The organism is Pseudomonas mercuritolerans (assembly GCF_025706525.1).
Lineage (GTDB): Bacteria > Pseudomonadota > Gammaproteobacteria > Pseudomonadales > Pseudomonadaceae > Aquipseudomonas > Aquipseudomonas mercuritolerans.
In genome coordinates, this window is sequence record NZ_JAMSHA010000001.1 from 505,956 (window position 1) to 522,672 (window position 16,717).

Sequence of the window (16,717 nt, forward strand, 5' to 3'; positions counted from 1 at the left end):
TTAATGAGATGAATAAGAACCATTAACAACTATACCTGCCAAGGTCTTAACCTCATGTCCGCATCCCGTTTCATGCTTCGCCCTCTGACTCGAGCCCTGCTGATGCACGGCGCGACCCGCACACGCCTGGCCGGTAGCGGCCTGGGTCTGGCACTGACCCTCGCGGCAGCGCCGTATGTCCAGGCCCAGGAATGGACCCTGAACATCCCGGCCCAACCGCTGGCCCAGGCCCTGCAAACCCTCGGTCAGCAGACCAGCCTGCAAATCGTCTACAGCCCGGAAAGCCTGCAAGGCCTGCGCTCCAGCGCCCTCAACGGCCGCTATCAGGATGACGAGTCGCTCAAGGCCATGCTCAGCGGCACCGGCATCCGCTATCAGCGTGACGGCAACACCGTCACCGTGCTCGGCCCGGCCACCAGCGGCAGCGCGATGGAACTGGCGCCGACCAACGTCAACGCCAACCGCCTCGGCGCCACCACCGAAGGCAGCAACTCCTACACCACGGGCGGTGTGACCATCGGCAAGGGCGTGCACTCGCTGAAGGAAACGCCGCAGTCGGTCACGGTGATGACCCGCAAGATGCTCGATGACCAGAACCTCAACACCATCGAACAGGTGATGGAGAAGACCCCGGGCATCACCGTCTACGACTCGCCAATGGGCGGCAAGTATTTCTACTCGCGCGGTTTCCGCATGACCGGCCAGTACCAGTACGACGGCGTACCGCTGGACATCGGCAGCAGCTACGTGCAGGCGGACAGCTTCAACAGTGACATGGCCATCTATGACCGCGTGGAAATCCTTCGCGGCGCGGCCGGCATGATGAAAGGCGCGGGCGGCACCGCCGGCGGCGTCAACTTCGTGCGCAAACGCGGCCAGGACACCCCGCACACGCAGCTGTCGCTGTCGGCCGGGACCTGGGACAACTATCGCGGCCAGGTCGACACCGGCGGCCCGCTGAACGACGCCGGCACTGTCCGTGGCCGCGCCGTGGTGACGCAGCAGACCCGTCAGTATTTCTACGATGTGGCTGAACGCCGCGACCAGATCTACTACGGTGCGCTGGACTTCGACCTCAGCCCCGACACCACCCTCGGTCTGGGCATGGCCTATGAAGACGTCGACGCCACCCCGTGCTGGGGCGGCCTGCCGCGCTACGCCGACGGCTCCGACCTGCACCTGAAACGCTCCACCTGCCTGAACACCTCGTGGAACAACCAGCGCAGCAAACGCGCCACCTACTTCGCCGACGTCAAGCACCAGTTCAACGACGATTGGTCGCTGAAAGTTGCCGGTGTCTACTCGCGCAACACCCAGGACATGGAATATTCCTTCCCGAGCGGCGCGGTGCCGGTCGGCGCCACTGCCACCAACACGCTGATGCTCGGCAGTACCTATGACTACGATCAGCGCGACTACGGTTTCGATGCCTACGTCGACGGCAAATTCGACGCCTTCGGCCAGCAGCACGAACTGATCGTCGGCGCCAACGCCAGCCGTTCGCACAAGGACGACTTCTACGCGGTGGCGGCATTGCCGCAGCGCCAGAACGTGTTCAACCCGAACCACAACATCCCGCAGCCGGATGAAAGCTACTACCTGGCCAACGCCTCCCGTGGCGGCCCGGTGGACATGCACATCAAGCAATACGGCGCTTACTCGATCGCCCGCCTGAAACTCGCCGACCCGATGACCCTGGTACTCGGCAGCCGGGTCAGCTGGTACAAATCCGACACCGACTCGGTGCAGTACTTCCGTGGCGAAGGCACCGAGGTCAACACCCAGTCCACCGAAACCGGCCAGGTCACGCCGTTCGCCGGCCTGCTCTACGACCTCAACGACAACCTGACCGCCTACGCGAGCTACACCGACATCTTCACCCCGCAAGGCTCGTACAAAACCATCGACGGCAGCACGCTCAAGCCGCTGATTGGCCAGAGCTACGAATTGGGGATCAAGGGTGAGTGGTACGACGGTCGCTTGAACACCACGTTCAACCTGTTCCGCACCATCCAGAAAGACGCGGCGCAGGATGACCTGCGGTGCGAGGACAGTTCCTGCCAGATCAACTCGGGTAAAGTCCGCGCCCAGGGCTTTGAAGCTGAAGTCAGCGGTGAAGTGATCGACCGCCTGCAATTGCTCGCCGGTTATACCTACACCCAGACCAAAGTGCTGGAAGACGCCGATGCTACTCAGGATGGCGCGGTCTACAACTCCTACGTGCCGCGTCACCTGTTGCGCGTCTGGGGTGATTACGCCCTGAGCGGGCCGCTGGACCGTGTGACCATTGGTGCGGGTGTCAATGCGCAGACAGGCACCTACCGGGTTTCGCCTCTGGGCGGGGACAATGTCAATGGCGCGGGTTATGCGGTCTGGAACGGTCGCATTGGTTATAGGATTGATGACACCTGGTCGGTGGCGTTGAACGGCAACAACCTGTTCGACAAGCGTTATTACGCGACCATTGGTACCGAGGGGTTCGGTAACTTCTATGGGGATCCGCGCAATTTTGTGATGTCGGTTAAGGCTGATTTCTGATTTTTTGATTTGAGCTGTGAGAGAGCCCCGCATTGTGAGATGTGGGGCTTTTTTGTTTTTTGGGATTGAGGCATATCCATTGCTGCGGGTGTTGCCGCTGGCGGTTTCGCTCTTACAGCGAGTCCCTTTTTCAAACGCCAAAAAGGAACCAAAAGGCTTTGCCCCGGCGTACGGCCCGCTCGCTTGGGCTCGGGGTACCTTCGTTACGGAACCGATCCTGGCGCAGCGTCTACGGTTTGCTTCGCTGCACCTCCAATCGCTGTGTACGACTGCGTCGTACGGTCGCTGCGCTCCCACGCCCGGATCGATCCCGTAACGAAGCCTGCCGAAGGGGCAAAAGATCAAGAGCCGGATCAAAAGCCAAAGCCAGATCAAAAGATCGCAGCCTTCGGCGGCTCCTACAGTTGGATCGCGTGAATTCGATAGGAATTGGTTGCCTCGCAGATCGCCATCGCGAGCAGGCTCGCTCCCACAAAAGCAAAAGCAAAAGCAAAGCAGCGCAGCTGCCCGCGGCGAAGCCGCACCACTCAACAATGAGCGCAAGCTCGAGTGCTTTTGATCCACCGGCGACGTCGGAAGGCTGAGTGGAGGGATTGATCCGGGCGTGGGAGCGCAGCGACCGTCTGGCGCAGCCAGACACAGCGGAAGGAGGTGCAGCGAAGCAAACCGTAGCCGCTGCGCCCGGATCGATCCCGCAGCGAAGGAACCCGAGCCTGCGAGGGCCGAACGTAGGAGCTAGCGTTTTTTGCTTACTTTTTTAGGCGCTTGTAAAAAAGTAAGTCGCCGTAAGGGCGAAACCGCCAGCAGCAACACCAAAAAAAACGGATATTCACCCAATCTCAAGAGCCCGCGCAAGCGCCCCACCCACCCGCAAATACACCTCCAGAACCCCAGGCACCACCGCCCCCAACCGCAACAAATCATGAGTCAACCCGGCACAAACCTCGACATCGACCTCAACCCCCTGCCCGCGCAGCCTGTCGACATAAGCCTGCCCCTCATCCAGCAACGGATCAAACCCGGCCAATACCACAATGGCCGGCGCAACCCCACGCAAATCCTCCGCCAGCAACGGCGAAAAAAGCCAATCCAGATAATCCTCCGGCCCTCGCGCATAGTGCTGATAAAACCACTCCAGCGTGTCGTTCTCGAGCAAATACCCCTCGCCAAACAACAGCCGCGAATCATGCACCCGCGAAGCATCCGTCACCGGATAACACAACAACTGCGCCTTGGGCGCGATAGCCACCGTGTGCGGCTGCCGCACGGCCTGAATCGCCAGCACCGTCGCCAACGTGGCGCCCGCGCTGTCACCACCAAACGCAACGCGCGAACCATCCAGGCCGAGGCTCTCAGCCTGTTCGGCCAGCCACGACAACGCGTCCTCGCCATCCTCCAGCGCCGTCGGAAAGCGATGCTCCGGCGCCAGTCGATAACCGACCGAAAGCACCGCACACGGCGTGCGCTGGCAAAACTCGCGGCAGACACCGTCGTGGGAATCCAGACTGCCAACGACAAACCCGCCACCGTGGAAATACACCAGCACCGGCAGCGGCGATTCAACACCGCTTGGCCGATACAAACGCAACGCCAGCGCCGCACCGTCACGGGCCTGTGTTTCGATCTCGGTGACTTCAACATCCTGCGGCGCCGGCCAGCGCAGTTGCGCGGTGGTCTGCTCGAAGGTGGCGCGGGCCTCGCTCGGGGTCAGTTGGTGCATGGCCGGCAGGCCGGCGTCCTGGCTGTCTTGGGCCAAGTCGAGAAACGCTTCCAGATCAGGGTGCAACGACATCGATAAGATCCTTTATCCGCAAAAAACCGGGCGCGCCTCGGCAGCGCCCGCACAAAAAGAGCGATCAACCCACCCGCGCCATGCAATGTTCGATCAACGCTTCAAGCTCGCGCTGGTAATCGCTCATCAGCGCATCCATGGTGCCGGCGCGGTAACGCTGACTGCTGTAGATGCAGCGCAACGCCAGTTGCCCGTCATAGACCTGGCCGACGATTTCCAGCCAGTTGCCCAGGTTCGCCTTGAGGCTGTAGTTGTCGCCGGTCTCTTCCAGTGCCGGCACCAGCAACGCCTGTTCGTCGAAGCTCTGGTCGAACTGCCCGAGGTAGTTGAAGGTCACCCGTGCCTGCGGCAATGCGGCAAGTTGCGCCGAGATTTCCGGCCCGGCCAGATGACGCAGCACGCCGTAGCCGATGCCCTTCTGCGGTACGCCCGCCAGTTGCGCCTGCACATCGATGATCGACTGGCCGATGTCGTCGCCGTCCGGGCGCAAACGCACCGGGAACATGCTGGTGAACCAGCCGAGGCTGCGGCTCAGGTCGATCGATTCGAAGAGGTCTTCGCGACCGTGACCTTCAAGCAGGATCAGCGCCGACGGTTGCTGGCTCCAGCGGCACAGCGCGCGGCTGAGCGCTGACAACAGCAGGTCGTTGATCTGCGTGCCGTACACCGCCGGGGCCTGTTTGAGCAGTTGTTCGGTGTGCTCGCGGGACAGTTTGAGCCGTGCCTGCGCCTGTTGCCGCACGAGGTTCTTGCCGCGCGGGTTGTCGCACGGCAGATCAACGCCCGGTTGATCCAGTTGCTCCAGCCAATAGTTCAATTCCTGCTCGGCAATCACCGGCGCCTGCGCCTGCAATGCCTCGGCAAACGAACGGTAACTGCTGGTGCGAATCGGCAGCTGCGGCGCCAGCCCCTGCACGCAGGCCTCGTAAGCGACTTTCAGATCGTCGAGCAGAATCCGCCACGACACGGTGTCGACCACCAGGTGATGAATCACTACCAGCAAGCGCGCCTGGCCATCCGGCAACGCCACATGCATGACCCGCCAGACCGGCCCGTCATTGAGTTTGAGGCTACGCTGCGCGAGGTTGGCCAAGGCTTCGACCTCTTCGCTGCTTTGCGCTTCACGGCGCCACAGCACAGCCTCGTCGGAGGCGCTGGTGCTATAGCGCTGCAACCAGCGCCCGCCGTCGTTGGAAAAACGCAGGCGCAGCGAATCGTGATGTTGTTCGATCAAGCCCAGCGCTTGTTCCAGTGCATCGAGATCCAGCGACTGACGTGCGCTGAGCAGCAACGACTGGTTGTAGTGATGCGCCTCGACCATGCCTTCGGCGAAGAACCACTCCTGGATCGGCAGCAAATTGAACGCGCCCTCTGCGGCAACCTGAGTCAGGTCCGGCAGCGCTTGCCCGGCGCCCTCCTTCGCCACTTGCTGCTCGAGAATGCCGGCGATGGTTTGATAGCGCATCAGATCGCGCAGCTTCAGCTCCATCTGCAGCGTCGGGTGGTTTCGCACCCGCGAGATCACTTGCAGGCTAAGGATCGAATCGCCGCCCAGTTCAAAGAAGTTATCGCTGATACCGACCTGCTCGACCTGCAACACCTGCGCCCAGATTTCCGCCAGCAGGCGTTCCTGCTCGGTGCGAGGGGCAACATATTCGTCGCTTTTGAACTCCGGCTCCGGCAGGGCCTTGCGATCGAGTTTGCCGTTGGGCGTAACCGGGAATGCGCTGAGGCAGACGATCTGCGCCGGCACCATGTATTCCGGCAGCGAAGCGCGCAGCCCGGCCTTGAGTTCATCGCCGATATCATCACCCGTGGCGGTGACCACATAACCGATCAGTTGCTTGCCGGAGGCATTGTCGCGGGCAATCACCAGCGCATCGCTGACCGCTGGCAACTGACGCAGGCTGGCCTCGACTTCGCCCAGCTCGATGCGGAAGCCGCGCACCTTCACCTGATGGTCGATGCGTCCGACGTAATCGACCACGCCGTCCGCGCGACGGCGCACCAGATCGCCGCTGCGGTACAGGCGCTCGCCGGGCGCAAACGGGTTGGGCACGAAGCGTTCGCCGGTCAGGTCGGGGCGCCCGTAATAACCGCGAGCGACGCCGTAACCGCCGATGTACAACTCACCGGCAAAACCCGGCGGCAGCGGATTCAGATCGTCGTCGAGCACGTACAGCGAACGCGCACCGACCGCGCGGCCGATCGGCGCGTACGCCGCTTCGCAGTGCTGGCTGATGGCGACTTTCCAGAGCATCGGCGTGACCACGGTTTCGGTCGGGCCGTAGCCGTTGGTGAAGTATTGCGGACGCAACGCGGCTTTGACCTGTTCGAAGGTCTGCTCCGGCACCGCATCGCCACCGAAGCAGTAGATGCGCACCGGAGGCGGTGCAATGCCGCTGGCGGCTGCGTACTCGGCGAGTTGCTTGAGATAGGCCGGCGGGAAGCAGGCGATGGTCACGCCGTAATCGTGCAGGGCCTGATAGGTCTGCTCCGGCGTCCACAGACAACCGTCGCGAATCACCAGACGACCGCCGCTGTACAAGGTACTCAGCCAGCGTTCATGGGCACCGTCGAAAGCGAACGACATGAAGTGCAACTCGCAACTGCTGGCGTCCATTTCGTACAACTCGGCAATGGCCTGGCAGTGCATGCTCAGCGGTCCCTGCGTCACGGCCACGCCTTTCGGCCGTCCGGTTGAACCGGAGGTGTAAACCAAGTACGCCAGGCTCTGCTCGTGAACATCGCAGACCGGGGCAGCATCGCTGTAAAGACTGCGATCGAGTTGATCGATTTCCAGACGCCGCACGCTTTGTGGTGCAGGCAACGTCGCGCGCAGGCTGGTTTGCGTCAGCAGCAGGGCCATGCGCGAATCTTCGATCATGTACGCCAAGCGCTCGGGCGGATAATCGATGTCCAGCGGCACGTACGCCGCACCGCTCTTGAGCACGGCGAGGAAGCTCACCAGCATTTCCAGCGAACGCGGCAACGCCACGCCGATCACCACTTCCGGCCCGGCGCCGTGGGCGATCAGGCACTGCGCGAGACGATTGGCCTGCCGCTCCAGTTCGGCGTAGCTCAGGCTTTCGCCGGCGCATTGCACCGCGATCGCGTCGGGCTGCTGTTGCGCATGACGGCTGATCAACTCCGGCAACAGGCGCGGTTCATGGCGGTGCGCCGGCTCGGCGCTCCAGGCCTGCGCCGCTTGCCATTGTTCGGCGGACAGACGCTGCAAGTTGCCCAGCCGCTCATACGGCGCGGCCATCATCGCCGCGAGGGTGTTTTCCAGGGTCAGGCGAATGCCTTCTACCGCCGCGGCGCTGAAGTGGCTGCGCAGGTACAGGTACTCGATCGACAACTCGTCGCCGAGCATCACCGCAAGGTCCATCGGCACGTTGGTCACGCCGTGGCCGATGGATTTGCCGAAGGTCAGCTCGGTGTCGGTTTCTTCCTGCAAGCGCTCGTCGATCGGGAAGTTTTCGAACACCACGATGCTGTCGAACAGCGCCTGACCACCGAGGTTCGACCAGCGCTGCACATCGGCCAGCGGTGCCTGGGAGTAATCGCGGATGTCGAGGTTGTAGGCCTGCACTTCACCCAGCCAGTCGGCCAGACGCTGATCGGCCTGCGGGGTCTGAATGATCGGCAAGGTGTTGATGAACAGGCCGAGCATGTTGCCGACGTTCGGCAGACTTTCCGGACGCCCTGATACGGTGGCGCCGAAGGTCACCGTCTGCTGGCCGGTGTAGCGTTGCAACAGCAGCAGCCACGCGCCCTGGATCAGTGTGTTGGGGGTGATGCGCAGGTCGCGGCAGAACTCCAGCAGGCGTGAGGTTTGCGCTTTGTCCCAGTTCGAATAGATAGCATCGTGGCCGGTAACGTCGGCGCTGTGACGCGGGTGCATCGCCTGACTCAGCGCGGTCGGTTCGTTGACCACCGCCAGACGCGCCTTCCAGAACAGCTCCTGGGCATCCTGATCCTGCGCCTGCAACCAGGCAATGAAGTCGCGATAGCGGCCATTTTCGCCAGTCACCTGGCCCGTGGAGTAGTACTGCAAGACCTCGCCGAACAGCCGCGAGCTGCTCCAGCCGTCCATCAGGATGTGGTGGCTGGTCCAGATCATCTGGTACTGCTCGTCGCCCAGCTGCAGCAGGGTCACCCGCTGCAATCGCGCCTCGGACAAGTCGAAGCCCAGCGCGCGGTCGGCGCTGGCGAATTCGGCAATCGCAGCCTCGCTGCAATCCTGCCCACGCCAATCGAGCACCTGCATCTGCAGCGGCGCCTGGCGATGGACGACCTGCAACGGCTTGGCCAGCCCATCCTGCCAATGGAAACTGGTGCGCAGGATCGCCTGACGCACAATGATGAATTCCCAGGCCCGGCGGAAACGCTCAACGTCGAGGCCCTTGATCGGCAGGCTGACCTGTTGCACATAGAGGCTGCTGCCGTTATCCGACAGGGTGTGGAAGAGCATGCCTTCCTGCATCGGCGACAGCGGATAGACGTCTTCGATCAGCTCCGCCGGCACCGGCAAGGCATCGAGCTGCGCCTGATCCAGTTGCGCCAACGGGTAGTCGGCAGCGCTGGCGGATTGCGCGTCTGCATGCGAAACCACTGCGGCCAGTTTCTGCACCGTCTGCTGCTGGAACAGGTCTTTGGGCGTGAAGCAAATGCCCTGCTGCCGCGCGCGGCTGACCAGTTGAATCGAGATGATCGAATCACCGCCGAGGGCGAAGAAATTGTCGGTCACGCCGACCTGCTCGATCTTCAGAATGTCCTGCCAGACCTCGGCCAGCTGCTGCTCCAGCGGCGTCGACGGCGCGACGTAATCGCGTTGTGCCTGGCTGGCATCCGGTGCCGGCAAGGCCTTGCGATCAAGTTTGCCGTTGGGTGTCAGGGGCAATTGTTCGAGGAACAGCCACTGCGCCGGCACCATGTAGTCCGGCAGATGCGCCTTGAGCGCGGCTTGCAGCTCAGCACTCAACGCGTCCAGTTGCGCGGGGCTTTGATCAGCTTCGGCCGGTACCACATAAGCCACCAGTTGCTGGCCGCCGACGCCGTCCACCGCCAGCACCACGCCTTCGCGCACGCTGGCCTGGGCCAGCAGACGCGCTTCGATTTCGCCCAGTTCAATACGGAAGCCACGCACCTTGACCTGATGGTCGATGCGGCCGACGTATTCGATACGGCCGTCGTCCATGAAACGCGTCAGGTCGCCGGTGCGGTACATGCGCTCGCCGTTGCTCGCCAACGGGTTGGGCACGAAGCGCTCGGCGGTCAGGCCCGGGCGCAACAGATAGCCACGGGTGATGCCGTCACCGGCCAGATACAGCTCCGCTGCGATGCCGAGCGGTGCTGCCTGCAATTGCCCGTCGAACAGGTACGCGGTGGTGTTGCGCAGTGGCCGGCCGATATTGGCCTGGCCGCCGAGTTCGCGACGGGTCCAGGTCGAATACGTGGTGTCTTCGGAAGGCCCGTACAGGTCGTAAACGTGGGCGACCGAAGTCTCGCGGTACAGCGTGTCGACCAGCGCCTGCTTCAGCGGCTCGCCGGCCAGATTGATGATGCGCACGCCCGGCGGGATCTGGCCGATGCGTTGCAACGCGGCAATCGCCGACGGCACGGTGTTGATCAGGCGCACCTGATCACGCTCGGGCAAGTCTGGCAGCTCCAGGGCATTGCGCGCCATGACCATGGACCCGCCGCGCGCCAGGGTGACGAAAATCTCCCACACCGACAGGTCGAAGCACACCGACGTCGAGGCCAGCACGCCCTGCAGATCGTCCTCGCTGTAGACCTCGGCGGACCAGTCAATCAGCGCCTGTACGTTGCGATGGGCGATGGCCACGCCTTTCGGTTTACCGGTGGAACCGGAGGTGTAGATCACGTAGGCAAGATTGGCCGAGTCGGCGCGCGCCGGCAGGTTGTCCGGTGCTTGCGCGGCGAACGCCTCACCGCCGGCCTCGACCAGCACCACTTGCGCTTCGCTGGACGGCAGTTGCGCCAGCAGCGCTTGCTGGGTCAGCAGGACTTTCGCCTGACTGTCATCGAGCATGTAGGCCACGCGGTCGGCCGGGTAGTCCGGGTCCAGCGGCACGTAGGTGCCGCCGGCCTTGAGCACCGCCATCAGGGCGATCACCAGTTCCGCCGAACGCGGCAGCGCCACGCCGACGCGCACTTCGGCGGTGACACCCAGCGTCACCAGATGCCGGGCCAACTGGTTTGCGCGCCGGTTCAGTTCGCCGTAACTCAGGGCCACGCCGGCATGACTCAACGCCAGTGCCTGCGGATGCGCTGCGACCCGCGCTTCAAAGCTCTGCGAAATCAACCGCTCGGCCGGATAAGCGGCGTGATTGTCGTTCCACTGCGCCAGCGTCTGACGCTCGGCCAGCGGCAGCAGACCGATCTCGCCGAGTGCCCGTTGCGGCGCCTCGATAAATAGCTCCAGCACCTCACGCAGATGCGCGGCCAGAGCGAGCACGCTGCGCTCGGCAAAGTGCTCGGTAAGGTAATTGAAATCGAGGTTGAGCACTTCGCTGGCGCCGGCGATCAGGGTCAGAGCGTAGTTGGTCTGCTCGCGATGCTCCAGACCGGAAAAACGCAGCCCACCCGGATTGGCCTCCAGCGCTTCGGACACCGGATAGTTCTCGAACACCAGCAAAGTGTCGAACAGCGCTTCGCCACTCAATGCGGCCAGACGCTGAATGTCCTGCAACGGCGTCTGTTCGTAGTCGCGCAACAGCAGGTTCTTGTCCTGCACGCTGCGCACCCAGTCACCGACGCTGAGGGTGGCCTGCGGGCTGGCGATCACCGGCAGAGTGTTGATGAACAGCCCCAGCTGTTCTTCGATGCCCGGCAAATCCACCGGCCGCCCGGATACCGTGGCGCCAAACGCCACGGTGGCCTGGCCGGTGTAGCGCTGCAACACCAGCAGCCACGCGGCCTGCACCAGACTGTTGAGGGTCACCTGTTGCTGACGGGAGAAGCTGTTCAGACGCTGGGTCAACGCTTCATCGAAATGCAGACGATGCATCTGTTTGCCCGGCCCCGGCACGGTGCGTCCGTGACAAGCCGACGCCAGTCGGGTCGGCTCGTCGAGTTCGGCCAGTTGCCCGCGCCAGAAGTCCTGCGCGGCTGCCTTGTCCTGGCCTTGCAGCCAGACCAGAAAATCGCGGTAGCGGCCCTGTGCGCTCGGCACCGGCTGGCCGGCGTAATCCTGCAGCACCTCGCCGAACATCCGCGAGTTGCTCCAGCCATCCATGAGGATGTGGTGGCAGGTGAAAATCAGTCGATGGCGATCGTCGGCAGTGCGCAACAGGCACAGGCGCAGCAGCGGCGGATTCTGCAGATCGAAGCCGCGCTCGCGGTCGGCCTGCGCCCGCGCCTCAAGCACCGCCGGCAGATCAGCGGCATCGCGTACATCAACTTCCGGCATTTCCAGGGTCAGTTGGCGATTGATCACCTGCAACGGCGCGTCAAGGCCATCTCGGCCCCAGATGAAACCGGCGCGCAGCACTTCGTGGCGATCGACCACCCGCTGCCAGGCTTGCTGAAACCGCGCAACGTCGAGGCCGTCGATGTCCAGCAGCATCTGATAGACGTAGGCGCTGGCGTCGGCGTCGTACAGGCTGTGGAACAGAATGCCCTGCTGCATCGGCGCCAGCGGATAAATGTCCTCGATGCGCTGGGCGGCAATCGGCAGGCTGTCCAGATGCGCCTGGGACAAACCGGCCAGCGGCACGTCGGACGGCGTGAGGCCGCCAGCATGGCTGAGGCAGTGGTCGATCAATTCGTTCAGTGCCACTTCGTAGGCGCGGGCAAGAGCGGCAATGGTCGCCTCCTCGAAGACGTCGCTGCTGTAGGTCCAGGTCAGGCTCAACTGGCCCTGATAAACCCGGCCATCGATGGTCAGCCAGTTGGCCATCGGCGCGTTTGCGTCCTGACCGGCGCCCTTGTCTTCGGTGGCAGGCCGCCACAAGGCGTCTTCATCGAAGTTGTTATCGAACTGGCCGAGGTAGTTGAACGTCACCTGCGGTTGCGCCAGTTCATGCAGTGCCGCTTGTGCTTCGGCGGTGCCGAGATAACGCAGCAAGCCATAGCCGATGCCCTTGTTGGGGATCGCGCGCAGTTGCTCCTTGATGCCTTTGATCGAGCTTTCCAGGCTGGCGTTTGGTGTCAGGCGTACCGGGAACATGCTGGTGAACCAACCCACGGTGCGGCTCAAATCGATGTCATCGAAGAGGTCTTCGCGGCCATGGCCTTCGAGCTGCACCAACGCACTGTCGCTTGCAGTCCACTCACACAACACTCGCGCCAGTGCGGTCAGCAGCAGGTCGTTGACCTGGGTGCGGTAGACCGCCGGGGCCTGTTGCAGCAACTGCCGGGTGCGTTCGGCATCCAGCCGCGTGTCGACGCTGCGTTCGAAGCGGTTATTCAATTGGCCCTGCGGATTATCCAGCGGCAAACCGAGCGGCGCGTCGCGCAACTGCTCGCGCCAGTAACTCAGTTCGCTGCCCAGCGCCGCGCTGCGCGCATGTTCTTGCAGGCGCAAACCCCAGTCCTTGAACGCGCTGGTCTTGGCCGGCAGATGCACGCGCTGTCCGCTGCTGATCTGCTGATAGGCGCTCTGCAGGTCTTCGAGCAGGATCCGCCACGACACGCCATCGACCACCAGGTGATGAATCACCAGCAACAGACGCTGACTGGCGTCCGGCAAATCGATCAGCGCCGCGCGGATCAGCGGGCCGTTGTGCAGGTCGAGGCTGCGTTGCAGGTCCAGGCACAGCGCTGGCAATGCCGCGCTGTCGTCCAGCATGAAAGTGCGCAACAACGCTTGTGGCTGATCCGCCGCGCCGTGGCTTTGCTGCCAGCCCTGCTCGATTTGGCGATAACGCAGACGCAAGGCGTCATGCTGTTTTTGCACCTGCGCCAAGGCCTGTTGCAGCGCCGCGGCTTGCAGGGTTTTCGCCGGGGTCAGCAGGATCGACTGGTTCCAGTGATGCCGCGCCGGGATGTCGCTGTGGAAAAAATACTGCTGGATCGGCGTCAGTGGTGCGTCGCCAAGCACCTCGCCCTGCTCCGTCTGCACGGCGTCGCTTTGTTGCGCGACGGTGGCCAGACGCTGCACGGTCTGATGCTGAAAAATGTCCTTGGGCGTAAAGCGAATGCCGGCCTGCCGCGCGCGGCTGACCACTTGAATCGAAATGATCGAATCGCCGCCCAGCTCGAAGAAATTATCGTGAAGCCCGACCCGTTCGACCTTGAGTACGTCCTGCCAGATCTCCGCCAGACGCTGTTCCAGTTCGCTGCGCGGCGCCGCGTAGGCTTCTTGCACCTGGTCAACATCCGGCTGCGGCAGTTGCTTGCGATCGAGCTTGCCGTTGGCGGTCAGCGGCAGTCGGTCGAGGAACGCCCAACTCACCGGGACCATATAGTCCGGCAGGGTTTCGCGCAGGTGCAGCTTGATCGAATCACGCAGCGCGCCCTGCTCGTCCGCGTTCAATGTCTCAACCGGCACGACCCAGGTCGCCAGTTGCTGGCCGCTGAGGCCGTCCACCGCCAGCACCACCGCTTCGCGCACCTGCGGATGCTTGAGCAGTTGCGCTTCGATTTCGCCGAGCTCGATGCGGAAACCACGGATCTTCACTTGGTGGTCGATACGACCGATGTACTCGATCACCCCGTCGCCGCGCAGCCGTGCGAGGTCGCCGGTACGGTACAGACGCTGGCCGGCCTTGCGGTTGAACGGATCGGGCACGAAGCGGGTGGCGCTCATGCCGGCCTGATTCAGATAGCCACGGGCCAAACCGGCACCGGCGATGTACAACTCACCGATGCAGCCTTGCGGTACCAGGTTCAGCGAGCTGTCGAGCAAGTACCACGACAGGTCGACAATCGGCGCGCCGATCGGGCTGCTGTGGTTGCTCTGCAGATCCGCCAGCGACAATGGCCGGTAAGTGACGTGCACGGTGGTTTCGGTGATGCCGTACATGTTGATCAGCGTCGGCGTGCGGTCGCCAAAACGCTCGAACCACGGACGCAGATTCTGTACTTCCAGCGCCTCGCCGCCGAACACCACGTAACGCAGGGCATTGCTGCGGCTCGACTCGCAGGCGACCTGCATCAACGGCTTGAACGCCGACGGCGTCTGGTTCAACACGGTGACATTTTCATCGCACAGCAGCGTGTAGAAATCCTCCGGCGAACGGCTGACATCGTGCGGCACCACCACCAGTTTGCCGCCGTACAACAGCGCGCCGAAAATCTCCCACACGGAAAAGTCGAACGCGTAGGAATGGAACAGCGTCCAGCTGTCCTGCGGGCCGAAATCGAACCAGTGCTCGGTGGCGCTGAACAGGCGCATCACGTTGCCGTGCGGCAGCAGCGCGCCTTTGGGTTTGCCGGTGGAACCGGAGGTGTAGATGACGTAGGCCAGATTGTCCGGCGTGGTCAGGCATGGCGGGTTGCTTGCGATGCCGTGCTCCGGCGTTTGATCCAGATCGAGACAGACCAGCCCCGGCGGCAGCGGCAATTGCCCGAGCAAATGGCCCTGGGTCAACAGCAATTGAATACCGCTGTCGTCGATCATGTAGCTCAAGCGGTCATCCGGGTAGCTCGGGTCCAGCGGCACATAGGCGCCGCCCGCTTTCAGCACCGCGAGAATGGCGACGATCATGTCCAGCGAACGCTCCACCGCCACGCCGACGCGCACGTCCGGGCCGACGCCCTGCTCGATCAGCGTATGCGCCCACAGGTTGGCGCGGTGATTGAGCTCGGCGTAAGTCAGGCGTTGCCCGGCACTGCTCACCGCCACCGCATCGGCATGCCGCTCGGCCTGGGCCTCGATGGCTTGCTGGAGGCACTGGGTCAGCGGTTGTTCAATCAGCGGCGGATTCCATTGCGCCAACAGCTGTTGCTGCTGGCCTGCATCGAGCATTGGCAACTGGCCGATACGCTGGCTCGGCTCGGCGACGATCGCTTGCAACAGCGCGATCCAGTGTTGCGCCAGGCACTCGATGGTCGCTGCGTCGAACAGGTCAGTGGCGTACTTGAGCACCGCTTCGATGCCGTGGGCCTGCTCGGTGGTGTTGAGGGTCAGGTCGAATTGCGCGGTCTGGCTCTGCCATTCCAGCGGTTCGATGTTCAGGCCGTTGAGGCGCGTGGCGACGCTCGCACGGCGCTCGGCCTGGTGGTTGAACATCACCTGGAACAGCGGACTGTGGCTGAGGCTGCGGCCCGGCTCCAGCGCTTCGACCAGTTGCTCGAAGGGCAAGTCCTGATGCGCCTGCGCCTCCTGCGCCGTCTGTTTGACCTGACGCAGCAGTTCGATAAACGGCAGCTCTGCGTCGATGTCCGCCTTGAGCACCTGAGTGTTGACGAAGAAGCCGATCAGCCGCTCGATTTCCACCCGGCCACGGTTGGCCACCGGCACGCCGACACGGATGTCGCTTTGCCCGCTGTAGCGATGCAGCAAGGCCTGAAACGAAGCCAGCAGCAACACGAACAGGGTGACGTTTTCCTGCCGGGCAAAGGCCTTGAGGGCATGGCTCAGCGGCGGATCAAGAATCAGGTTATGGCTGGCGCCGGCGAAGCTTTGATCGACCGCGCGCGGGCGATCCAGCGGCAGTTCCAGCACCGGTTGTTCGCCGCCGAGCTTTTCCTGCCAGTAGGTCAGTTGGCGCTCCTGCTCACCGGCCTCCATCCAGTGGCGCTGCCACAAGGCGTAATCGGCGTATTGAATCGGCAGGGCCGGCAGACCGGCGTCGTGACCGAGGTTGAAACCGGCATAGAGCTGCACCAGTTCCTCGATCATCACTTGCAGCGACCAGCCATCGGAAACGATGTGATGCAGGGTCAGCACCAGCACATGCTCATCCGGGTTGACCTGCAGCAGCGCGGCGCGCAGCAACGGGCCGTGCTGCAGATCGAAAGTCTTCTGGCTCTGGGTCTGAACGAAAGCCTCGATCGAGTGCTCCGGGTCATGCGCCAGATCAGCGCTCAGGTGATGAATATCGAGGGTAAAAGGTCCTGCGGGCAGGACCACTTGCAAGGGTTGCGCGCTGTCTTGAGAGAACACCGTGCGCAAGGTTTCGTGGCGTTCGATCAGCGCCGCAATGCTGCGTTCCAGTGCCGGCACATCCAGCGGCCCCTGCAAGCGCAGGGCCGTCGGAATGTTGTAGGCCGCGCTGTGCGGTGCCCACTGCCAGAGGAACCACTGGCGCTGCTGAGCGTAGGACAGCAGCAACGGCTCTTCAGCCGTGCGCTTGAAAACCGGAGCAATGTCAAAGAGGTTGACGCCTTTCTGCTTGAGCAGAACCGCCAGAGCCTTTCTTTGCTTAGCCGAAAGTTGTCCTACCGACTCGATTAACTCTTGCACGCGTTTTT

General features: G+C 63.0%; 3 protein-coding genes. 1 reads left to right on the forward strand and 2 read right to left on the reverse strand.

Features of this window, described 5'->3' with window-relative positions; all coding sequences use genetic code 11:
• Positions 1–54: 54 nt before the first annotated feature.
• A complete protein-coding gene (locus ND528_RS02385; protein ID WP_178084505.1) occupies positions 55–2,538 on the forward strand; it encodes a TonB-dependent siderophore receptor in 2,484 nt (827 codons plus the stop codon).
• Positions 2,539–3,367: 829 nt separating this feature from the next.
• On the opposite strand, the gene ND528_RS02390 is transcribed toward ND528_RS02385, so the two are convergent.
• Complete coding sequence (locus ND528_RS02390; protein WP_263469587.1) at positions 3,368–4,330, reverse strand: alpha/beta hydrolase; 963 nt, start codon at positions 4,328–4,330, stop codon at positions 3,368–3,370.
• 64 nt (positions 4,331–4,394) lie between these two features.
• Complete coding sequence (locus ND528_RS02395) at positions 4,395–16,709, reverse strand: non-ribosomal peptide synthase/polyketide synthase (protein ID WP_263469588.1); 12,315 nt, start codon at positions 16,707–16,709, stop codon at positions 4,395–4,397.
• Positions 16,710–16,717 lie beyond the last annotated feature (8 nt).

Excerpts from the sequence above, each read along its gene's own strand:
- ND528_RS02385 (WP_178084505.1), top strand. The coding sequence starts at position 55 with ATGTCCGCATCCCGTTTCATGCTTCGCCCTCTGACTCGAGCCCTGCTG.
- ND528_RS02390 (WP_263469587.1), bottom strand. The coding sequence starts at position 4,330 with ATGTCGTTGCACCCTGATCTGGAAGCGTTTCTCGACTTGGCCCAAGAC.